Origin of the sequence: Sphingomonas sp. OK281 (assembly GCF_900115295.1) — a bacterium.
GTDB lineage: Bacteria > Pseudomonadota > Alphaproteobacteria > Sphingomonadales > Sphingomonadaceae > Sphingomonas.
The window spans coordinates 38,985-59,858 of the sequence record NZ_FOVZ01000004.1; the positions used below are offsets into that span (position 1 = coordinate 38,985).

The 20,874-nt window shown below is 65.0% G+C and carries 20 protein-coding genes and 1 pseudogene; 9 read left to right on the plus strand and 12 right to left on the minus strand.

The genetic code is table 11. The annotated features are described in order from the left end of the window. The first annotated feature begins 23 nt into the window (after positions 1-23). The 5 genes from BM244_RS14430 to lptG all read left to right on the plus strand — a co-directional run bounded on the left by BM244_RS14430 (position 24) and on the right by lptG (position 6,111). Positions 24-269 (plus strand): acyl carrier protein, encoded by a 246-nt coding sequence (locus BM244_RS14430; RefSeq protein WP_037527622.1) that lies wholly within the window; start codon positions 24-26, stop codon positions 267-269. Between the two features lie 138 nt (positions 270-407). Continuing rightward, the gene (locus tag BM244_RS14435; protein ID WP_093400027.1) at positions 408-1,670 is read left to right on the plus strand and encodes a serine palmitoyltransferase; all 1,263 of its coding nucleotides are present in this window, start codon (positions 408-410) and stop codon (positions 1,668-1,670) included. A 168-nt stretch (positions 1,671-1,838) separates the two neighbouring features. Further along, positions 1,839-3,734, plus strand: a complete 1,896-nt coding sequence (locus BM244_RS14440; RefSeq protein ID WP_093400028.1) for an ATP-binding protein — start codon at positions 1,839-1,841, stop codon at positions 3,732-3,734. 89 nt (positions 3,735-3,823) lie between these two features. Continuing rightward, positions 3,824-5,017 (plus strand): LPS export ABC transporter permease LptF, encoded by a 1,194-nt coding sequence (lptF, locus tag BM244_RS14445; protein ID WP_175518216.1) that lies wholly within the window; start codon positions 3,824-3,826, stop codon positions 5,015-5,017. Further along, positions 5,014-6,111 carry an LPS export ABC transporter permease LptG gene (gene lptG, locus BM244_RS14450; protein ID WP_093399632.1) on the plus strand — a complete coding sequence of 366 codons (1,098 nt, stop codon included), beginning with the start codon at positions 5,014-5,016 and terminating at the stop codon, positions 6,109-6,111. Before lptF ends, lptG begins: the two co-directional genes overlap by 4 nt. Before the next feature lie 79 nt (positions 6,112-6,190). Here lptG and BM244_RS14455 read toward each other — a convergent pair whose 3' ends face one another. Beyond that, positions 6,191-7,312 carry a fatty acid desaturase family protein gene (locus BM244_RS14455; protein ID WP_254784461.1) on the minus strand — a complete coding sequence of 374 codons (1,122 nt, stop codon included), beginning with the start codon at positions 7,310-7,312 and terminating at the stop codon, positions 6,191-6,193. Between the two features lie 164 nt (positions 7,313-7,476). Between BM244_RS14455 and BM244_RS14460 the strand changes: the two genes are divergently transcribed. Continuing rightward, entirely contained in the window at positions 7,477-8,628 is a 1,152-nt protein-coding gene (locus BM244_RS14460) for an N-acetyltransferase (RefSeq protein WP_093399634.1), read from the plus strand. Positions 8,629-8,705: 77 nt separating this feature from the next. Here BM244_RS14460 and BM244_RS14465 read toward each other — a convergent pair whose 3' ends face one another. From BM244_RS14465 to BM244_RS14510, 10 genes and pseudogenes are all read right to left on the minus strand, one after another. Next, a complete protein-coding gene (locus BM244_RS14465) occupies positions 8,706-8,948 on the minus strand; it encodes a hypothetical protein (RefSeq protein WP_139226942.1) in 243 nt (80 codons plus the stop codon). An 84-nt stretch (positions 8,949-9,032) separates the two neighbouring features. Then, entirely contained in the window at positions 9,033-9,842 is an 810-nt protein-coding gene (locus BM244_RS14470) for a transporter (protein ID WP_254784462.1), read from the minus strand. Then, positions 9,824-10,594, minus strand: coding sequence for an exodeoxyribonuclease III (xth, locus tag BM244_RS14475; protein ID WP_093399636.1), 771 nt, complete (start codon positions 10,592-10,594; stop codon positions 9,824-9,826). Before xth ends, BM244_RS14470 begins: the two co-directional genes overlap by 19 nt. Before the next feature lie 7 nt (positions 10,595-10,601). Continuing rightward, positions 10,602-10,940, minus strand: coding sequence for an iron-sulfur cluster insertion protein ErpA (gene erpA, locus BM244_RS14480; protein WP_093400030.1), 339 nt, complete (start codon positions 10,938-10,940; stop codon positions 10,602-10,604). A 213-nt stretch (positions 10,941-11,153) separates the two neighbouring features. Continuing rightward, a pseudogene (locus BM244_RS14485) lies at positions 11,154-11,750 on the minus strand (M23 family metallopeptidase); the annotation flags it as partial. A gap of 455 nt (positions 11,751-12,205) precedes the next feature. Next, positions 12,206-12,658, minus strand: coding sequence for a peroxiredoxin (locus tag BM244_RS14490; protein ID WP_093399637.1), 453 nt, complete (start codon positions 12,656-12,658; stop codon positions 12,206-12,208). Then, on the minus strand, positions 12,651-15,335 hold the full coding sequence (locus tag BM244_RS14495; RefSeq protein ID WP_093399638.1) for a bifunctional [glutamine synthetase] adenylyltransferase/[glutamine synthetase]-adenylyl-L-tyrosine phosphorylase: 2,685 nt from the start codon (positions 15,333-15,335) through the stop codon (positions 12,651-12,653). Before BM244_RS14495 ends, BM244_RS14490 begins: the two co-directional genes overlap by 8 nt. Positions 15,336-15,635: 300 nt before the next feature. Continuing rightward, positions 15,636-16,289: a sigma-70 family RNA polymerase sigma factor gene (locus tag BM244_RS14500; protein ID WP_093399639.1), complete on the minus strand. Its 654-nt coding sequence runs from the start codon at positions 16,287-16,289 to the stop codon at positions 15,636-15,638. A gap of 95 nt (positions 16,290-16,384) precedes the next feature. After that, a complete protein-coding gene (locus BM244_RS23130; protein WP_175518217.1) occupies positions 16,385-16,522 on the minus strand; it encodes a hypothetical protein in 138 nt (45 codons plus the stop codon). Between the two features lie 72 nt (positions 16,523-16,594). Then, a complete protein-coding gene (locus tag BM244_RS14510; RefSeq protein ID WP_093399641.1) occupies positions 16,595-17,398 on the minus strand; it encodes a response regulator in 804 nt (267 codons plus the stop codon). Between the two features lie 321 nt (positions 17,399-17,719). Here BM244_RS14510 and BM244_RS23595 point away from each other — a divergent pair, with 321 nt between their 5' ends. The 3 genes from BM244_RS23595 (at position 17,720) to BM244_RS14525 (ending at position 19,943) form a co-directional block, all read left to right on the plus strand. Then, positions 17,720-17,854 carry a NepR family anti-sigma factor gene (locus BM244_RS23595; RefSeq protein ID WP_254784463.1) on the plus strand — a complete coding sequence of 45 codons (135 nt, stop codon included), beginning with the start codon at positions 17,720-17,722 and terminating at the stop codon, positions 17,852-17,854. Between the two features lie 95 nt (positions 17,855-17,949). Continuing rightward, entirely contained in the window at positions 17,950-19,491 is a 1,542-nt protein-coding gene (locus BM244_RS14520) for a sensor histidine kinase (RefSeq protein WP_175518252.1), read from the plus strand. A 317-nt stretch (positions 19,492-19,808) separates the two neighbouring features. Further along, a complete protein-coding gene (locus BM244_RS14525; protein WP_093399643.1) occupies positions 19,809-19,943 on the plus strand; it encodes an entericidin A/B family lipoprotein in 135 nt (44 codons plus the stop codon). Positions 19,944-20,028: 85 nt separating this feature from the next. On the opposite strand, the gene tatC is transcribed toward BM244_RS14525, so the two are convergent. Beyond that, the gene (gene tatC / locus BM244_RS14530; protein WP_093399644.1) at positions 20,029-20,805 is read right to left on the minus strand and encodes a twin-arginine translocase subunit TatC; all 777 of its coding nucleotides are present in this window, start codon (positions 20,803-20,805) and stop codon (positions 20,029-20,031) included. Positions 20,806-20,874 lie beyond the last annotated feature (69 nt).

The window sequence follows — 20,874 nt, forward strand, 5'->3', positions numbered from 1 at the left end:
TGTGCGACACCGAAGGGAACAGCATGAGCGACCGTCAGCAGATCTACGACACCGTCACCGCGCAGATCGAGCCGTTCAACAAGAAGGGCGTCGCGCTGAGCGATGCGACGACGTTCCAGGGCGACCTGGAGTGGGACAGCCTGACCGTGATGGATTTCGTCGCGGCGATCGAGGACGAATTCGACATCATCATCACGATGAACATGCAGGCCGAGATCGAGACGGTCGGCCAGCTGGTCGACGCGGTCGCGAAACTGAAGCAGGACTAATTCAAAATATCCCGTTCGTGGTGAGTAGGGACTGAGCGTGGCGAAGGCCCGTATCGAACCACCTGCCCTTCGATACGCGTCTTCGGCTTCGCTCAGCCGCTACTCAGGACGAACGGAAATTTTCAAGGCCGAATGACGATGACCGAAGCCGCCACCACTGCCCACGCCCTCCCCGTCGACGCCCCCGAGGTCGCCCCCGAACGCGACCTGATGTCGAAATTCGACGCGCTGATCGCCGAACGCGAGGCGCTGATCGCCAGTGGCGTGCGCAATCCGTTCGCGATCGTGATGGACGAGGTGAAGGGCCCAACGCAGGCGGTGATCCGCGGCAAGGACACGATCCTGCTCGGCACGTACAACTACATGGGCATGACGTTCGACCCCGACGTCATCCAGGCGGGCAAGGACGCGCTCGACGCGTTCGGGTCGGGCACCAACGGCAGCCGGATGCTCAACGGCACGTTCCACGATCATATCGACGTCGAGCAGGCACTCCGCGAATTCTACGACATGACCGGCGCGATCGTGTTCTCGACCGGGTACATGGCGAACCTCGGGATCATCTCGACGCTCGCCGGCAAGGGCGAATACGTCATCCTCGACGCCGACAGCCACGCGTCGATTTACGACGGCTGCAAGCAGGGCAATGCCGAAATCGTCCGCTTCCGCCACAACGACGTTACCGATCTCGACAAGCGGCTCGGCCGCCTGCCGAAGGAGGCCGGAAAGCTGGTGGTGCTCGAAGGCGTCTATTCGATGCTCGGCGACATCGCCCCACTGAAGGAGATGGTCGCGGTCGCCAAGAAGCATGGCTGCATGGTGCTGGTCGACGAGGCGCATTCGATGGGATTCTTCGGCCCCAATGGCCGCGGCGTGTACGAGGAGATGGGCCTCACCGACGAGGTCGATTTCGTCGTCGGCACCTTCTCGAAGTCGGTCGGCACGGTCGGCGGGTTCGTCGTGTCGAACCACCCGAAGTTCGAGATGGTGCGGTTCGCGTGCCGTCCGTACATCTTCACCGCCTCGCTGCCGCCATCGGTGGTCGCGACCGCCGCGACGTCGATCCGCAAGCTGATGACCGCACACGACAAGCGCGCGCAGCTTTGGAAGAACGCGCGTCGGCTGCATGGCGGGCTGAAAGCGATGGGGTTCAAGCTCGGCACCGAGACGTCCGATTCGGCGATCATCGCGGTTATCCTCACCGACCAGGAACAGGCGATCGCGATCTGGCAGTCGCTGCTCGAGGGCGGTCTCTACGTCAACATGGCGCGACCGCCGGCGACGCCCGCGGGAACGTTCCTACTGCGATGCTCGCTGTGCGCGGAGCATACCGACGAGCAGATCACGACGATCCTGGCGATGTTCGAGACCGCTGGGCGCGCCGTTGGCGTGATCGGCTGACGGTTTCCTCCTCCTGCGGGGGGGGGGAGGAAACATCCGTGAAATGTTCGATCCGTACCGGCATTCCAGGTCATTGCGTGTGGGCAACGACGCGTTAGGATGCCGGCCGTGACGCAAGACGAGGTCGAGACTGCGGCCCAGGGGGGCGGGGCGAAGTGGCGGCTGGCCATGCTCGTCGTGATGGGCCTGCTCGGCGCGGCTGTGCTCGTCGCGCTGATCGTGACGCTCGGCCACGCCAATCGCCAGCGCGATCGGGCACTCGAACTCCAGGCTCACAGCTATGATGTTATGATCCTCGCGCGCACGCTGTCGGGGACGATCGCGCGGTCGGAGGCGTCGCTGGGGCGCTATGTCATCAGCGGCGACAAGCAACTGGGGCAGCTGTATTTCGACGAATGGCTGCTCGCCGGGACGCAGATCGACCGGCTCGACCGGATCACCAACGACAATGCCGAGCAGCAACCGCGGGTCGACCGGCTCCGGGCCGCCTATGATTCGCGCGGCCGGGAGCTGTCGCTGACCGCGCTCAACACGAGCTACGGGAAGAATGGCCAAGCCTTCGCGCGCTATTATCAGGCGCGGAAATCGCCGACGCTCGCCGAGATCAACACGACTCTCGACACGTTGATCGCAGGCGAGCGCGCGTTGCTCGACGACCGGACGGCAGCAGCGATGGGCTCGGTCGAGCGGTCGAGCTGGGTCGCGGGGGTGCTCGCGATATTCGGCGTGCTGATCGTGCTGGGCGCGATCGTGCTTGGCTGGTTCACGATCCGCGCGGTCGGCGAGCGTGCGACCGCGCTCGCCGATGCCGAGCTGGAACGCGAGCGCGCGGACGAGCTCACCACCGCGGTCGCCGCCGCCACCGCCGAACTGCGCGTGCAGGAGGCGAAGCTGCGCCAGATCCAGAAGATGGAGGCGGTCGGGCAGTTGACCGGCGGGATCGCGCACGACTTCAACAACATGCTGGCGGTGGTGCTGGGCGGTCTCGAACTCGCGCGGCGCAACCTTGCGAGTGATCCGGCCAGCGTCCGCCGGCATATCGACAGCGCAACCGAGGGTGCGAACCGTGCCGCCGCACTGACGCGCCGGCTACTCGCCTTCAGCCGCGAGGATTCGTTGAAGGCCGAGACGATCGACGCCGCCGCGCTGGTCGCCGGGATGTCGGACCTGCTCGACCGCACCTTGGGCGATGCGATCACCGTCATCGTGCGCGACGATGCGGCCGGGGGATGCGTACGCGCCGACCGCGTCCAGCTAGAGAATGCGGTGCTGAACCTGGCGGTCAACGCGCGCGACGCGATGAACGGGCGCGGCACGCTGACCGTCGCAACCGGCACGACGATTCTGGCGGCGGAACAGGTCGGGCGGTGCGCGGCGGGCGACTACGTCACGATCACGGTCGGCGACGATGGCTGCGGGATGGCGCCGGATATCGCCGAACGCGTGTTCGAGCCATTCTTCACCACCAAGGAGGTCGGCAAGGGCACCGGGCTGGGGCTCAGCCAGATCTTCGCGCTGGTCCAGCAGTTGCATGGCGAAGTCGGCATCGTCTCCGCGCCGGGCGAAGGCACGACCGTCACGCTGTATTTCCCGCGCGCCGCCGAACTGGTCGCGGTTCCCCTGCCGACCGTCCCGATCGCGATGGTCGAGCCATCCGCGCCGACGATGCCCGAGACGTTGCAGATCCTGGTGGTCGAGGACGATCCCCGCGTGCTGGCGGCGACGACCGGCGCGCTGGAGGAGATCGGGCATCATCCGATCGCGTGCGACGATCCGCTCGCCGCGCCAGCGCTGCTGGCCGCGAACCCGGCGATCGGGCTGATCATCTCCGACGTGCTGATGCCGCGCCAGACCGGCCCCGAGATGATCGCCGCGCTCTCCCCGCTCTATCCGCACGTCGCGGTGCTGTTCGTCACCGGCTTTGCCGGCGAAGTGAACGTCGCGCAGTTCGGTGGGCACGAGGTGTTGCGTAAACCCTTCACGCTCAACGGGCTGGAGCGCGCGGTCTTGACGGCGATGGCCGCGGAGCGTCGCGAGACGAACCACCCGATCGCGGCGGAATGATCGTTCACTGATGCGTTGCGATTGAGGATGACGCCTAGCGCGTGCGCCCCTATACCCGCGCGACCCAGCATACCGAGCCCAACCCGCGCATGAAATCCATCGACCGCTACATGGCCCGGCTGATCGCGGTGCCGCTCTTTTCGACGTTGCTGATCGCCGTCATGCTGTTCGTGCTCGATCGCATGCTCGGGCTGTTCAATTTCGTCGCGACGCAAGGCGGCCCGATCAGCGTCGTGTGGCGGATGCTCGCCAATCTGCTGCCCGAATATCTGGGCTTGGGCATACCGATCGGGTTGATGCTCGGCATCCTGCTCGCGTTCCGTCGGCTTTCGACCTCGTCAGAGCTGGACGTGCTGCGCGGTGTCGGCATGAGCTACAACCGGCTGCTGCGCGTGCCGTACATGTATACGATCGCGCTGGCGCTGCTGAACCTCGCGATCGTCGGCTATGTCCAGCCGATCGCGCGCTATTACTACGAAGGCCTGCGGTTCGAGCTGCGCACGGGTGCGCTCGGCGCGTCGATCAAGGTCGGCGAGTTCACCAATCTCGGCGATCGCATGACGCTGCGCATCGAGGAGAGCAAGGACAAGGGCCGCGAGCTGTCCGGGATCTTCGTCCATGCGTCGAGCCAGAATGGCGACTGGCTGGGGGTGACCGCGGAGAAGGGCAAGTTCCTCGCGACCGACGATCCCAACGTCATCATCTTCCGCCTTGCGAACGGTACGCTGATCCACAACCGGCCCGAGTTCAAGACGCCGCGCGTGCTGACCTTCAGCAGCCACGATCTGCCGATCAACCTGCCCAAGTTCGAAAGCTTCCGCAGTCGCGGCGGGCGTAATCTCGAATACACGTTGCCCGAACTCGCCAAGCAGGGCCAGCGCGGTGCGACGCTGGAGCAACGCGACGGCAGCCGGTCCGAATTCCACTTCCGCCTTGCCGAAGTCGCGACCATGTTCCTGTTGCCGCTGCTCGCGCTCGCGTTGGGCGTGCCGCCCAAGCGATCCTCGTCCGCGCTCGGCGTGTTCCTGTCGATCGTGATGATCGTCACCTATCACAAGGTGAACCAGTACGCTGCCGACGTGGGCGAACTCGGGCGGATCGATCCGATCATCGCGCTGTGGGTGCCGTTCACGATTTTCGCCGGGCTGATTCTGTGGATGTACTACACGATCGCCTATGTCCCCGGCGGGCAACCGATCGGTGCGCTGGAACGCGTCTTCTCGAAGACGTTCAAGGCGATCACCAAGCGTATCCCGGGCTTCCGTAAGAGCAAAGCCGCATGAAACTCGTCAGCTTCTTCCCGTCGCGCACCGTCGCGATCTACATGGGACGGATGTTCCTGGTGCGGACGTTCGCGGTACTCGCGGCGCTGGTGCTGGTGCTCCAGGCGCTCGACCTGCTGAGCAACTCCGGCGACATTCTCGCCTTTCCCGGCAATGGCGATGCGCAGGTCTGGCAGTACGTGTCGCTGCGCGCGCCACAGATCGTCTCGCGCTTCCTGCCGTTCTCGGTCCTGCTCGGCACCATCCTGACGCTGATCACGATGAACCAGAACAGCGAGATCGTCGCGCTGAAGGGCTCCGGCCTGTCCGCGCACCAGGTGCTCGCGCCGTTGCTGGTCGCGAGCCTCGGTGTCGCGGTGATTAGCTTCGTGTTCAACGACCGCGTGGTGGCGCGCGCCACGGCGACGCTGAACCAGTGGCAGAAGGTCAATTACGGCAAGCTGCCGATCGATCGCGGCGATCGGGCCAACGTCTGGGTGCGCGATGGCGACGACCTGATCGAGGTTGCGCAGATCCGCGGGCGAGGCGATGCCACGCGGCTCGGCGGCATCACGCTGTACGATCGCACCGGCGGCAACCTTGTCGCGATCCTGCGGGCGGATCACGGCAAGCGAGTCGCGAACGGCTGGCTGGTGAGCCCGGCGAACCGGTTCGACGTCAAGAGTGGCACCGTCCGCCCGCTGGGCGCCGTGGTGATCGCGAAGGACGTGCGGCCCGACCAGTTCACGCTGGCGAGCGTCGATGCGGACGGGCTGTCGTTCGGCGCACTGAAGGCGGCGATCGCCGACCTGTCCGATGCCGGGCGGCCGACCAAGGCGCTCGAAGGCTCGTTGTGGCACAAGCTGTCGGGGCCGCTGTCGTCGGTGCTGATGCCGCTTCTCGGCGCGGTCGCGGCGTTCGGGATCGCGCGATCGGGCAAGCTGTTCGTGCGCGCGGTGATCGGTATGGGTCTCGGCTTCGCGTTCTTCGTCGCGGACAATTTTGCGCTCGCAATGGGCAATCTCGGCGCCTACCCGCCGTTCCTAGCCGCTTGGGCGCCGTTCCTGCTGTTCTTCCTGATCGGCGAGGCCGTGCTCATCCGCTCCGAGGAATGAGCCGGCGGTATCGCGCTGGATCGTTCTCTCGCAAGAACGGGAGCCCAGCCTGGGTCCCCGCCTTCATGCGGAACAGGGGTTAGCGAGGCGTCAACGTGCTGCGCATGATCTTGCTGACCAGACCCGGCAGACCGGGGTAGCTCGCCTTGTGATACGGCGAGAGCGCATCGAGTTCCGCGGTGATACGCCGGTGCGCCTCGCCGAGCGCGTGATAGGGAAGCCCGGGCAACAGGTGGTGCAGTGCATGGTAGCGCAGGCCCACCGGCGCCCACAACGCCGGCAGCAATGCCGGAGGCGGCACATTGACCGTATCCAGATACTGTGCGGTCACCGTCATCGGCTCGCCGTCATTCTCCCACAGATGCGCGACCAGCGTGCGGACCTGGTTGAGCACGGCGAACGCCGACGCGACGACTAGGATCGTCACGAACGCACGCAGCGGCAGCACGCCGGTTGCCGTGATCGCGATCAGCGTAATCGCCCACAGGCTCGCGGCAATCTCCAGCCGATCCCAATAGGCCTTCGCCTCGCCTTCGGGCGCGCGGCGACGAAACTGCGGATTGATCGCAAGTGCCGAGTAGCGCTCGACCACCATCGTCCGCAGCTTCGGCGACAGCAGCGAGATCGGGGACAGGATCGCGAACCGGATCAGCAGCGCGATCGGTGCGAGCGCCGACACGACGACGAACAGCGGCAGTGTCCACGGCTTCATCAGCGCGAGCGGGAGATATTCGGGATCCTCGACCGTACCGTACCGCGTCTTGGCGTGGTGGAGATTGTGGACCCCCTCGTACATGAACGACGGTGTCATCAGCGGCACGCCGACAAGCACGTTCCAGCCGAGCCGGAAGTTCGGGACGGACGCGTGCTTCATATGGCTGACTTCATGGATGAAGCTCAGACCGCGATACAGTCCCAGCATCGCCATGATGCCCGCGACGATCACCACCGGCGTTGACGTCGCTGTTGCCGCCACCGCCAGTGCGCCATAGCCGACAACCACCGACCCGATCAGGTCGGCCCAGTAGATCGCCGGGCGCGGCTTCACCAGATCGCGCGTCAGATCCGCCGCGGCACGCAGCATCGCCTTGTCGTCGGCGACGCGCTCCGTTGCGCCTGCGCGGGCCGAACCCGCGGCGATGGGGGCTGGAGCGGCCGTGCCGCGAGCGAGGCTGAGCGATGTGTCCATGGGCATATCCATTGCCCGAAGATAGTGGCGGTAGCGTGGCATTTACAGGTTGCGCGGGGCCGTCGTGCCGGAGGAAACCCGATCACTCTGACAGCGCCTCGCGATGACGCAGGTGTCGCTCGCCTTTACCCGCTGCGCTGGGTAGATACGCTCGACTGCGTATTTGGGAACGACACATGGCCAATCTGATCATCCGACCGGTCGAGACCAAGAAGGACCGCAAGATCTTCATCGATCTGCCGTTCCGTCTTTACGCCGACGATCCCCACTGGGTGCCGCCTTTGAAGTCGGAAGCGCTGGGGCTGATCACCCCCGAGAAGAATGGCTGGTTCAGCCATGCCAAGGCGCAGCTGTTCCTCGCCGAGGAGGACGGCCGGGTGGTCGGGCGGATCTCCGCGCACATCGATACGCTGGCGCTGACGATGCCGCCCGAGCAGGGCTTCGGCCCTGGCGTCGGCCAATGGGGGCTGATGGAAGCGGAGCGTCAGGACATCTTCCAGGCGCTGCTCGCGCGCGCGGAAAGCTGGCTGCGCGAGCAGGGCATGACGCGCGCGATGGGCCCGATCAGCATGTCGATCTGGGAGGAGCCGGGCCTGCTGATCGACGGTTACGATCATCCGCCGACGATCATGATGGGCCACGCCAAGCGCGAGTATCGCGGCTGGATCGAATGGGCGAACTATCGTCCGATCAAGCAGCTGATGACCTACGAGGTCGACGTCACCAAGCAGTTCCCGCCGATCGTCCAGCGCATCATCAAGTCGGGCGAGAAGAACCCGCGGATCACCGTCCGCAACGTCGACAAGACCAAGTTCGAGGAGGAGGCGGCGATCATCCTCGCGATCCTGAACGACGCGTGGCGCGACAATTGGGGGTTCGTGCCGCTGACCCCGCCCGAGATCAAGGACGTCGGCGTGAAGCTGAAGCCGATCGTCTTCAACGACCTGATCCGCATCGCCGAACTGGACGGCAAGCCCGTAGCGTTCATGATCACGCTCCCCGACCTAAACGAGGCGATCAAGCCGCTCAACGGGACCCTGCTGCCGTTCGGCTGGGCCAAGCTGTTGTGGTGGTTGCGCAAGCCCAAGGTGCGGACGGTACGCGTCCCGCTGATGGGCGTGGTGAAGGAGTTGCAGGCGTCGCGGATGGCGAGCCAGCTGGCCTTCATGATGATCGAATATATCCGTCGGGCGTCGGTCGAGCATTACGGTGCGCAACGTGCGGAGATCGGCTGGATCCTGGACGACAACCAGGGGATGCGGTCGATCGCGGAGACGATCGAGAGCCGGGTGAACAAGGTGTACCAGGTGTACGAGCGGACGCTGTAGGGGCGACGCGTTCGGTCAGGTTTCCCCCTTCGATACCGGAGCAGCGTGTTCTCCCGGTGAAGGCGAAGATGACGCCTCTATTGCCGCTTCCTTTTGCCGAACGGCATCTTGAGCGTCACCGCAGCCCCCTGCCCGCTCGCGCCGGGCAGTTCGGTGCGGATCGCGTGGACATTCCCGGTGCCGCCACCGGGGAGGCGAAACGACAGCGGGTCGCCGCAGGGCGACCGGACCGGTTCGGGGATGGTGGCGCGGCGCCGGTCGGTCGGCCGGGCGCAGACGACGATCTCGCCGCCGGCGTCGACCTGAGCCGGGCACGGCATCGTCGTTCGGGGTGTGCGCTTGCGGAGTTCGGGAGGGAGCGGCGGGCCTGCCACGGCCTGAAGCAGGAGCAGCCCGGCCAGCATCTAGAACCTCCGCGAAATTCCCGCATAGACCCGCGCATCGGGCGTATGATCGTTGAGGCCGGCGGCGCCGAGCACGTCGAACTGGAGATCGTCGCTCGCCGACCACGCCAGCGACAGGGCCGCGACGGCCTGCGTCGCGTGCTCCTCGGGATCGTCGTCGCGCAGCGCCTGCATCTCGCCGGTGAGCGTGAAATCCTTGTTCAGCTTCACCGCCAGGCCAGCCGCCGCGCTGTAGGCAAGATGCCGGCCATCGCCGTCCTGATCGACCGCAGCATCGATCTCGGGCGTGAGATCGAGCGACAGCGTGTCGGAGAGTTCGTACGTCACCGGGACGAGGAACCCCGCGCCCCAATCGCCCGCGCCGATCGACGAGCGTCCGACCGGCAACGTCACGAACGGTAGTACCGAGACCGACAGCCCCGCGCCGTCCGGATTGTGCAGGTTCGCCTTCATCCCGAGCGACACGTCGCCGACCCCGTTGACGGAATCGACGCCCGTCGAATCGCGCAGCCGGTCATGCCCGAACGGCGTCCAGCCGATCCGCGCCTCGATCGTGTCGCTGACCCCGACGCGGACCAGCGTGTCGCCGAACAGGATGCTGTCCTCGCGCGAACCGGGCTGATCGTCGCGCGTCCAGTCCGCGATCGACGTCTCGACCGAAATCTTGCCGGGCGCGATCGTGCAGGCGGGCGTATCCAGACCCGGCCGTTCGGGGCAATATTCGCGGTCCTGCGCGCGGGCGCTGGTCGCATACAGTGCCGCGAACGACATTAGGGCAACGGCCAACGGCTTCATCGCAACCGGACCCATGTCGGCGCGTGATCGCTGGCCTTTTCGCGGCCGCGATACGCCTTGTCGACGCCGGCATCAATCATACGGTCGGCCGCCTGCGGGCTGAGCAGCAGGTGGTCGATCCGGAACCCGGCGTCGCGCTGCCATGCGCCGGCCTGGTAATCCCAGAACGTCCAGACGCCGCCTTTGGGAAATTGCGTGCGCAGCGAATCGGTCCAGCCCTGTGCGACGAGCGCGCGGTAATGCTCGCGGCTTTCCGGCTGCATCAGCGCGTCGTCCTGCATCGCTCGGACCGAGAAGGTGTCGTCGTCGTTGGCGATCACGTTGTAGTCGCCGGCGAGGATGGCCGGCTTTTCCTCCGCCAGCAGGACGCGCGCGCGCGCTGCGAGGCGGTCCATCCAGCGGAGCTTGTAGTCGAACTTTGGACCGGGCTGCGGGTTGCCGTTGGGCAGATAGAGCGCGGCGACGATCAGGCCGTCGATCTCGGCCTCGATATAGCGGCTGTGCTCGTCCTCGGGTTCGCCGTCGAGACCGCGCTGGCGGACGACGGGCGTGCCGCTCTTGGCGAGGATCGCGACGCCGTTCCAGGCCTTCTGGCCATGCCAGACCGCGCCGTAGCCGGCGGCTTCGATATCGGCGATCGGGAAGGTGTCGTCGCTCGACTTCAGTTCCTGGAGACAGACGATGTCGGGCTGATCTTCGGTGAGATACTCGATCAGCCGCGGCAACCGCGCCTTGATGCCGTTGACGTTGTACGTGACGATTTTCATGGTGGCGTCAGACCGAGAAGCTGGAGCCGCAGCCGCAACCCGACGCGGCATTGGGGTTCTCGACCTTGAACGCGGCGCCCGCGAGCGACTCGACGTAATCGACCGCGCACCCGCGGACGAGATCGATGCTGACGCTGTCGACGACGAGCTTAACGCCATCATGCTCGGCGATCACGTCGTCGGATTCGACCGAATCGGCGAACCCGAACTTGTACTGGAACCCGGAGCAGCCGCCGCCGTCGACCGAGAGACGCAGGATCGCCGGCTTCCCCTGCTTGGTGGCGATCGCCGCGACGCGCGCCGCGGCGGAAGGGGTGAGGGTGATGTCTTGAACCAGCGTTGCCATGCGTCGGAGATAGGAGGTTGCGCTATCCGCGGCAACCTTGGGCGCGACGGTACGCATAAGGCCTGTCGACGTTCCGCGGCCTCCGCCTCACTCGTCATCCCAGCGAAAGCTGGGATCTCATGCAGAGGGTCCGTCCCCGTGGATCAAGGTCCCGGCTGTCGCCGGGATGACGGGGGTGTGGCTTACAGTGTCGCCTGCGCCTGCGTCTGCAGGTCAGTCCTGTGCGGCGGGGCCGCCCGTCGAAACTGGGATCGCGTTGACCGAGCGGTCCTGCGCGGCGAGCAGGTAATCCGCCGTGGTGAGGAACGGCACCGGGTTGACGGCGTGGCCGTCGATGCGGACTTCATAGTGAAGATGCGAGCCGGTCGAGCGGCCGGTCGAGCCCATCAGCGCGATCAGCTGGCCGCGGACGACGCGGGCGTTGTCGGCGACGAGGATCTTCGAGAGATGGCCGTAGCGCGTCGCGATGCCCTTGCCATGGCTGATCTCGACCATGTTGCCATAGCCGCCCTGGCGACCGGCGTGCGCGATGATGCCATCGGCGGTGGCGTAGATCGGCGTGCCGATCGGGCCGGGGATGTCGACGCCGGCGTGCATCGCCGCGGTGCCGCGGAACGGATCGGAGCGGATGCCGAAATTGCTCGTGAACGACAGCGAATGCACCGGCTGGACCGACGGGATCGCGATCACGCCCTGCTGCGTCGCGTCGAGCTTCTTCCAGGTCTGGAACAGCGTGCGGAACTGCGCGTCGGCACGGAGATCTGCGGTGGCTTCCTCGGTGTTCGCGGCGATCATCGGACCGCCGGTTGCGGCAACGTGGTGCGCAACCTTCACGCTCTGGGCAGAAGCGACGACCTGCGCCTCGGCGGTCGCGCCGAAAGCGGTCATCCCCATTACGGTCGCGGCGATCGCCAACCAGCGAAACGTGAACGACGTGTACACCACGGACACGGCCTTGAGGCGCGTCACGATGGCTGCTGCGGTAATTTCGACCATTGGTCCCCGACACAAAAATGCAGGGCCGTTCGCTTCAAGGCGGACGGCTCCGAAACTCTGTCCTGACTCGCAGCCCCTCCGCGCACCAGACGCTTTGGGTTAGGCCGGATACCGCCGTTCCGGGCAATAGCACCACGCGGCCGGCGCGGCGGAGCGGCAGGTTGATGCGGCGAGTTGATGCAAATCGAGACGATCGTCGTGGAACAGGACGCACGGCACGATATCCGCCGAGAAATGTCGGCGAATCTCCTGTCCTTACCGCCGGCTCCTCAGAGTGTCTTTGCGGCAGCCAGAACCGCCTCCGCATGGCCCGGCACGCGGACCTTCCGCCAAGCCTTGGCCAGCGTCTCGTCGGCGCCGAACAGGAAGGTCGCCCGTTCGATCCCCATATACTTGCGGCCGTACATCGCCTTCTCAACCCACACCCCGAACGCCTCGCAGGCGACGCCGTCGACGTCGCTGCCGAGACGGACCGACAGACCGTGCTTGGTCGCGAACTTGGCGTGCGACGCCGGCGTATCCTTCGAGATGCCGACGACCGTCACGCCGGACGCTGCGAACGCATCGGCGAGCGCGGAAAAGTCCTTTGCTTCGGTCGTGCAGCCCGCCGTGTCGTCCTTCGGGTAGAAATACACTACCAGCGGCGCGCCAAGGCTGGTCAGCGAGACGACCGCGTCGTCGATCGTGACCGCCACATCGGGAATCGTAGATCCCTCATCCATCCTGCTCTCCCGTCGCTCGCGTCCAAAATCCGCGAACCTCCTGCCGGGTCGATTCGAGCGTGGCAACAACTGCGTCCCAGTCGGCGACGCCGATCGCGCGCGCGATCAAGGCTTCGGTAGCAAGCCCCGGCGGCGTCGCGTCCGGTGCGACGAGGCGCAACGTGACCAGCAGTCGGGTCAGCACGTCATGCGCATCGCGCAGTTCAGCCGGCGCGAGCCCCTCCGCGACCAGACGATCGATCGCGATGCCCAGATCGGGATCGAACCCGGTGCGGTTGACCAGCTGCACGACATGGACCGCGAATTCGAGATCGACCAAGCCACCCGGGAGCAGCTTGGCGTCGAGTGGCCCCTTGGGTGGCTTGTGCGCGGCCATCTCGGCACGCATTCTCGTCGCATCGGCCACCACATTGCGCGCCGGCCGATCGCCTTCGAGGACGCGGCGGATGATCGCCGCCACTGCGTTCCGGGCACCGATCGCCCCGAACACCGGACGGGCACGGGTGAGCGCCATGTGCTCCCACGTCCAGGCATCCTCGCGCTGGTAGCGTGCGAAGCTGTCGAGCGTGACGACCAGCGGTCCCTGCCCGCCCGACGGCCGCAACCGGGTATCGATCTGATACAGCGGGCCCGCGGCGGTCGCGACCGACAGCGCGGCGGTCACGCGCTGCGCCAACCGATTGTAGTACAGCGTTGCGCCCAGCGGTTTGGGACCGTTCGATTCGGCCGTAAAATCCCCCGTGAACAGGTAGATAAGGTCGAGATCGGAAGCGTGGGTAAGCATCCCCCCGCCCATCCGCCCCAGCGCGAGGATGACGAGTTCGCTGTTCGGCACGCGGCCGTGCGCCGCCGCAAACGCCTCGATCGTCGCGCGAGCCAAGACACCGATCGCGGCTTCTGCGACCCGCGCATACCCGGCGGCGACATCGAGGGGATCGGTGGCGCCCGCGACGATCTGCGTACCCAGCGCGAACCGGTGCTCGCCGACGACACGACGGACGTGATCGAGCCTCGCCTGATAATCCCCGCCAGCGTCGCCCGCCGACATCGCTGCCTTGAGCATCGCGACATCGCCAACCGGCGCGAACGCGGTCGCGTCGATCAGCCCGTCGAGCAGGTTCGGCCGCCGTCCGAGATCGTCGGCAAGAGTCGGCGCATGGCTGAGGATCGTCGCGAGCAACGTCGCCAACCCCGGCCGCGCCTCCAGCAGGCGAAAGATGTTGATCGCGCTGGGCAGGCGTTCGAGCAGCGCATCGAGCCGCAGCAACGCGGCTTGCGGAACCGGCGCGGTCGCGAGCGCGGTGACGAGCGTCGGCAGCACCGCCTCCAGCGCCTCGCGTGCGGCGGGACTGCGGAGAGCGGGATACGCTCCGCCACGCCACGCCTCGATTCGCTGCCTCGCCGGCTCGGGCGCATCGAACCCTGCGGCAGCAAGGTCCGCCTCCAAGTTTACCAGATCGTGCGAGAAGGCTGGCCGGGCGGTATCGTCGAGCGCATCGTAAATCCGGCCGGTCGCCACCACCCGCGGCCGCAGCAGCGCCAGCAACGCATCCGCATCCTCCAGCCCGTGCAGCTTTGCAACGCGGTCGAGCGCATCTCCGGTCGGCAGCGCGTGGGTCTGGCGATCGTCGATCATCTGGACGCGGTGTTCGATCGTCCGGAGCAGCGTGTAGCCGTCGGTCAACGCGCGCGCCTCGTCGCTGCCGATCCATCCCGCCGCCGCCAACCGGGCGAGCGCGTCGCGGGTCGCCGGCGCGCGGACGCTCTGATCGCGCCCGCCATGGATGAGCTGGTGGATCTGGGCGAAGAACTCCGCCTCGCGGATCCCGCCGCGTCCGCGCTTCAGGTCATAGCCGGGGCCGAATGCCTGGCCCTGCAAATGATGATCGCGGATCCGCGCGGAGATGCCACGAATCTCACGGATCGCACCGAAATCGAGCGCCCGGCGCCACACGAACGGCCGGATCGTATCGAGAAACCCCTGCCCAAGCGCAATGTCGCCCGCCGCCGCGCGTGCCCGGATGAACGCCGCACGCTCCCACGGCAGCGCCTGCGCCTCGTAATAGCCGATCGCCGCCTCGACCGGCAGGACGATCGGCGTGATCTCGGGCGATGGCCGCAACCGCAGGTCGACGCGTAGGACATAGCCGTCGCCATCACGCGCCTGGAGCAGTTCGACGACACGCTTGCCGATCCGCACCGCCGCCTGCTCTGGCTCTTCGCGTGGCTTCAGCGGCAGCGTCGCGGGATCGAACAGCAGGATCGGATCGATGTCCGACGAATAATTGAGCTCGCCGCTGCCCTGCTTGCCGAGCGCGATCGCGACGAAGCCCAGCGGCTCCGCGCCGGGCGTCCGCTCCTCGATCGCGGCGCGGATCGCAGTGTCGAGCGCATGGTCGGCAAATCGAGTCAGCGCGCCCGTCACCGCGGTCAGATCGAGCATGCCTGCGAGGTCGCCGATCGCGACGTTGAGCGCCATCGCCCGCCGTTCCAGCCGAAGCCGCTTGGCGACGGGCATGTCGGGCTCGGCGCTTGACAGGGAAAGATCCAGCCGGCCCTCCGCGAGAGACCGGGCAAGCACCGGCTCGCGGTCGAGCACCATTGCCAGGAACGGAGACCATAGCCTGGCCCGCCCCAGCGCGTCGTTTATCGCAAGTTCAGGGTCGATATCGTGCATGGCTTGGCGCTACACAAAGTAGTTAGCTCTTGACATCGGAAAGCAACGAAATCCGCAGCGTGTCGTTATGACGATATGACTTACGTACACGCCATGATCAATCGAAACGAGAACGCTCCACAGATCGTGCGTCGTCCTCGAGTGACCGACATCGTCGGAAACGCACTGTGCGACGCGTTTGCGGAGCCGAGAGGCCTGCCGGATGACATGATGCGGATGCTACGCCGGATCGACGGCTATCGGCACTGACATTGACCGAAGCCGACGCAGTCACAACTGCGACAGGCCTGTTATATCGGGTCAACGACCCCGACTTAGTTCCTCGACATCGCCCATGATCGTATCGAGCGCTGTCTTGCTGGTATCCGTTTCATGATCGCGACGTGAGGGCAACGACCCGTCCGTCAAAATCGTCTCCAGAGCTACTCGTCCCCGTGCAACACGGCTTTTGATCGTACCAACGGCGACGTTGCAGATTTCCGCTGCTTCCTCATACGCGAAACCGCCCGCTCCAACCAGGATCAGCGCCTCGCGCTGTGGCTGGGGGAGATGCATCAACGCGCGTTGCATATCACCGAGTTCGACATGCCGGTCCTGGCTCGCAGGAGCGGCAAGAATGCGATCGGCGACGAGATCATCCCACTCGCCCTTGAAGCGTGCGCGACGCATCTGCGAAAGATACAGATTGCGTAGGATGATGAACGTCCATGCCCGCATATTCGTGCCTGCCTGAAAACGCAGGCGCGCAGCCCATGCCTTCAGCAGGGTTTCCTGTACGAGATCGTCGGCCAGGTCGCGGCTGCCCGACAAGGAGCGACCGAACGCCCGCAGATGCGGTATTACTTGAGCAAGCTGGACCTTGAACTCGGAGTCCGAAAGCGAGACGTGCTCGACCGGAACGATGGCCTCGTCGATATCGTCAGTGATGTCTGCACGGGGCGCAGGCTGGGTCATGGTAATCCAATCAATCCCGATAGAAACTGCCGAGCGAATACGACAGACATAGGCGCAGGTTACCAGCATTGCCAGTGACCTACGCGGAATTCAGATTAGCGAAGGACCAGGAAACCAAAGATCACGATGACCAGCACCAGCGATATCGCCAGTATGTAACGGGTCATGTGAGGGGTGGATCCCGCCCTCGCGTCGTCGGTCTCGATATGGATCGGTTCGTTAGGATCAGCCATGACCCATAAACCCGCGAGAACCGTTTTGGGTCCGTAACCGTTTATCGAAAACGGACCCATTTCGGTGCCTCGTTATGCGGTGGGAACGGTCGCTTGATCGAAGAACAATGCCTGGCTGATCGCAGCCTTCACGGTCGAACGCTGGAACGGCTTGGTGATCAGGAACGTGGGCTCGGGACGCTCGCCGGTGAGCAGACGCTCCGGGAATGCGGTGATGAAGATCACCGGGACTTCGAACTCGGCGAGGATGTCCTTGACCGCGTCGATACCCGAGCTGTCGTCGGCCAACTGGATGTCCGCCAGGACGAGGCCGGGCCGCGTCTCCATCGCCAGTGCGACCGCTTCGTCACGGGTGACCGCGACGCCCGTGACGTCATGACCGAGATCGCGAACGATCGTCTCGATGTCCATCGCGATGATCGGCTCGTCCTCGATGATCAACACCTTGGCGCGAGTCTGGTTCTCGATTTCCGACAAGGCCTCGGCGACGAGATCGTCCACCTCGCTTGCGTCGACTTCGATCAGGTACGCCGCATCTTCGGGCGTGAACCCTTCCATTGCGGTCAGCAGCAACGCCTGGCGCGACAGAGGCGTCATGCGAGCGAGACGCGCGCGTGCCACGGCTTCATGCCCTTCGGCTTCGCCAAAACTCTCGTCGCCGACTTCGTCGAAATTGGCCGAATTCCAGATCGCCTGGAACATGCGATACAGGCCGAGACGCGGATCAACGTCGCGGGGAAACTCTTCCGGCGCAGCAACGATCGCCTCGAGCGTGGCACGAACGTACTTGTCGCCATGCATCTGGCTGCCGGTCAAAGCCCGGCCATAGCGCCGCAGGAAAGGAAGGTGCGGTGCGAGTTGCTGTCCTAAAGACATGGGTAACGAATACTCCCTGATCCTATGCGGCCCCTCATGTGTCGGGCGGCTCGCGTCATTGCAATGGCGTCGGTCGAAAATGCTGCCAATCCGTTCGTTTCATGCCCATCCGCGCCGGACGTGCGGAACGGATAACGTAACGATGCGGATTTTTCAGTCGAACGTGGAACTATCGAGATGCTATTTGGTTTCATGCTCATCTTTCGCGAGCGTCGAGCCGGATACCCGAGGGTTCGGCCGTCCTCATCGTCACTTGATTGGTTTGCGTCGTGTAGCGCGCAGGGGGAAGTTTTGAGTTTGGGCCACGATACGGAGAAGACAGTGCCTGCCACGAAGCCCGCCAAGATCCAGAACAGGGATCAGCAGATGGGCTCGGCGCTGCGCTCGGTGTATCAGAAGACCGTCGATGAGGTTGTTCCCGACGATCTGCTCGATCTTCTTGGCAAGCTAGACTGACGACGGGCCGGATGGCTTCGTCATCCGATCCAATCCCAACCCCGATCCACACATTGCAGGCGAACATCGTGGCCGAACGCCGTTTCATCTCGGCGATGGGCCGCCTGCCAACCGGCGCCAAACTGTTCCTCATCCTGAGTGCCGCGCTGTTGCCGCTGGCGCTTATCGCAGTTTTCGCGACGCTGCAGACCACGCGCCTTGCCGACGAGGAAGCTCGTGCTCGCCTGAGGGTTACGGCCAACGAAAGTGCGCGCGCGATCGCGATCGAACTCGTGGGCGACATGACGGCGTTGCGAGTTGCCGTGAACGCGCTCGGGACCGATCCGGCCGACGCGCCGAGCTGTGCTCGTGCGCAAGGCGTGTTCGCCCAGCAATCCTCGGCAGGAACGCGCTTCATCATTACGGACCGGACGGGCCACGTCCTGTGCGGCGTCCCGTTGCCGAACCCCGTGACGCTCCGACAGGACGACATGCCGATCGCTGCGGCGATCGTTCCCGAAAACGGCTTGCTGCTGGCGATTTCGGGCCCTGGCGGCGACACGTCCGCCCGCGCCTATTTCCCGCGCCCGTTCCTGGAAAAGATCGGACGGCCCTCGACCCGCGCTTCGGCCTTCAGCAGTGCGATCGTGCTCGACGAGGATTCGCTGCACCTCGAAACGATCCCGGACGAACGGCCGCTCGATCGCATGGAGACGATGCGGACTGAACTCGGCGTGGCCGGACTTGCGCTCCGCACCAGCATTCGCAGTGCTCCCGTCACGTCGTCGCTCATCGTGGCGATGTTGCTCCCCCTGCTGATGTGGATCGCCGCAGCGAGCATCGCATGGTTCGTCGTCGATCGCCTGCTGATACGCCCCTTGCAGCGCCTGCGAAGCGCGGTTGCGGCGTTCACGCCGGGCGAAGAACTTGATTTCGGCACGGTGCATACGCTGCCAGCACAGGAGATTCGCGGACTTGGCGAGACGTTCCAGGCGATCAGCCGGACCGTCGCCCTGCACGAAGCCGGCTTGGCCGAGGGATTGGTCCGCCAGACCAAGCTGACGCGCGAAGTGCATCACCGGGTCAAGAACAACCTCCAGGTCATCTCCAGCCTGATAAACTTCCATGCGCGCAGCGCGCCGAGCGCCGACGCAACCGCGGCCTATTCGTCGATCCAGCGCCGTGTCGATGCGCTGGCGGTCGTCCACCGTAATCATTTTGCCGAACTCGAGGAGAATCGCGGGCTCAATCTGCGGACGATGATCGGCGAGCTCTCTGCCAACATCCGCGCCACCGCCTCCGATCGCTCGCATGGGCTGGGCATCACGCTCGACGTCGATCCGTATCTCGTCAACCAGGACGTGGCGGTGGCAATCGCCTTCCTGGTCACGGAGACGATCGAACTGGCGATGAGCTGCGATCCGGTCGCGCAAATCCGTATCGTCGTGAAACCCGCCGACAAACTCGCTGACAAGCCCGATCGCGCGCTGCTCCGCGTCGTGTCGCGCGCGCTGGTGGAGAGCGATGCGTTTCGCGAGGCCGTGTTGCGCTACGGCCGGGTCATGGAGGGTCTATCGCGCCAGTTGCGGTCGCCGCTGCATCACGATCCGCTCGTCGGCGCCTATGAGATCGCCTTCGCGATTACCGGTCGCGACTGAGCCCGCCGTAGACCGGCGGGGATCCGGACACAAAGCGACATTCAAAACGAGAATCTTCGAAAACTTGGGAACCGACCTTGTGCAGTGCCGTTCTACACTTCGGATAGCGACTTTATGCCCCCCCGCTCTCGCTATCCAGAACACAGGCCCGGTAGCATCACCCTCCCCCCCGGTGATGCTGCCGGGCCTTTATTGTTTCGGCAGTTCAGCGATCAATCCCGCCAAATAGTAACCGGTCTGGTTTCGCGATCGGAACGAATGCGGTGCCCGAACATTTCACCTCCGGTGGCATTCAAGCCCTTCTTGGAGGAAGTATTATGCGTAAGTTGGTTGGACTGGCGATTGTTGCCGGCGCGTTGATGGTGTCGGCATGCAACACGGTCGAAGGCGCAGGCAAGGACGTGGCATCGGCAGGCAAGACCGTCGCAAAGACCGCGGACAACGCCAAGTAAGCCTTTGCGCTTATGGGAACGAAACGGGGCCCGGTGCATATGCACCGGGCCCCGTTTTCGTATCAGCGGTGTCGCGCGGTCAGCGTTAGACGATATCGGTAGCCTCGCCCTCGACCGCCTTGGCCTTCGCCCGGCTGCGTTCGGTGAACCAGATGCCGATCAGCGCGAGTTCGTACAGGATCACGAGCGGGATCGCGAGCAGCAGTTGCGACCCGATGTCCGGCGGCGTCAGTACCGCGGCGATCGCGAACGCTGCAACGATCGCATAGCGCCTTGCCCCGATCAGTTGCTTGCGCGTGACAATCCCTGCCCGCTCCAGCAGCATCAGCAGGACCGGCAGCAGGAACGAGATGCCGAAGCCGAACAGGAACTGCATCGTGAACGAGAGGTAGTTGCCGATCGCCGGCAGCGCTTCGCGATGGATACCACCGACCATCCCGTCGAACCCGAGCAGGAAGTGCAGCGCCATCGGGATCGCGACGTAATAGGCCATCGCCGCGCCCGTCAGGAACAGGACCGGCGTGGCGAGGATGAACGGCAACAGCGCGCCGCGTTCCTTCTTGTACAGGCCTGGCGCGACGAACTGCCACACCTGGTTCGCGATCACCGGGAACGACAGCATCATCGCGGCGAAGAACGCTACCTTGATCTGGACGAAGAACGCCTCGAAGATCTCGGTGTAGATGACCTTGTTCTGACCGGCCGCAAGCAGCGGGTGAACCAGGAAGCCGAAGATATTCTCGGCGAAATACATCGCCACCGCGAACGTCACGACCAGCGCGGCGATGCAATAGAGCAGCCGCCGCCGCAGCTCGATCAGATGGTCGAGCAACGGTGCCCGGCTTTCGTCGATCTCGCTCATGTCTGGCTTTCGGCGTTATGAAGAATAGTCACGGCCGCTGCGCTCATGCCCGTTTCGCTCATGCCCGTT

Coding starts and splice junctions, on each gene's coding strand:
- BM244_RS14525 (WP_093399643.1), top strand. CDS start 19,809: ATGCGTAAGTTGGTTGGACTGGCGATTGTTGCCGGCGCGTTGATGGTG.
- BM244_RS14460 (WP_093399634.1), top strand. CDS start 7,477: ATGGCCAATCTGATCATCCGACCGGTCGAGACCAAGAAGGACCGCAAG.
- xth (WP_093399636.1), bottom strand. CDS start 10,594: ATGAAAATCGTCACGTACAACGTCAACGGCATCAAGGCGCGGTTGCCG.
- BM244_RS14430 (WP_037527622.1), top strand. CDS start 24: ATGAGCGACCGTCAGCAGATCTACGACACCGTCACCGCGCAGATCGAG.
- erpA (WP_093400030.1), bottom strand. CDS start 10,940: ATGGCAACGCTGGTTCAAGACATCACCCTCACCCCTTCCGCCGCGGCG.
- lptG (WP_093399632.1), top strand. CDS start 5,014: ATGAAACTCGTCAGCTTCTTCCCGTCGCGCACCGTCGCGATCTACATG.
- BM244_RS14495 (WP_093399638.1), bottom strand. CDS start 15,335: ATGCACGATATCGACCCTGAACTTGCGATAAACGACGCGCTGGGGCGG.
- BM244_RS14455 (WP_254784461.1), bottom strand. CDS start 7,312: ATGGATATGCCCATGGACACATCGCTCAGCCTCGCTCGCGGCACGGCC.
- tatC (WP_093399644.1), bottom strand. CDS start 20,805: ATGAGCGAGATCGACGAAAGCCGGGCACCGTTGCTCGACCATCTGATC.
- BM244_RS23130 (WP_175518217.1), bottom strand. CDS start 16,522: ATGGCTGATCCTAACGAACCGATCCATATCGAGACCGACGACGCGAGG.
- BM244_RS14510 (WP_093399641.1), bottom strand. CDS start 17,398: ATGTCTTTAGGACAGCAACTCGCACCGCACCTTCCTTTCCTGCGGCGC.
- BM244_RS14490 (WP_093399637.1), bottom strand. CDS start 12,658: ATGGATGAGGGATCTACGATTCCCGATGTGGCGGTCACGATCGACGAC.
- BM244_RS14435 (WP_093400027.1), top strand. CDS start 408: ATGACCGAAGCCGCCACCACTGCCCACGCCCTCCCCGTCGACGCCCCC.
- BM244_RS14440 (WP_093400028.1), top strand. CDS start 1,839: ATGCTCGTCGTGATGGGCCTGCTCGGCGCGGCTGTGCTCGTCGCGCTG.
- BM244_RS14465 (WP_139226942.1), bottom strand. CDS start 8,948: ATGCCGTGCCCGGCTCAGGTCGACGCCGGCGGCGAGATCGTCGTCTGC.
- lptF (WP_175518216.1), top strand. CDS start 3,824: ATGAAATCCATCGACCGCTACATGGCCCGGCTGATCGCGGTGCCGCTC.
- BM244_RS14500 (WP_093399639.1), bottom strand. CDS start 16,289: ATGACCCAGCCTGCGCCCCGTGCAGACATCACTGACGATATCGACGAG.
- BM244_RS14470 (WP_254784462.1), bottom strand. CDS start 9,842: ATGGGTCCGGTTGCGATGAAGCCGTTGGCCGTTGCCCTAATGTCGTTC.
- BM244_RS14520 (WP_175518252.1), top strand. CDS start 17,950: ATGGGCCGCCTGCCAACCGGCGCCAAACTGTTCCTCATCCTGAGTGCC.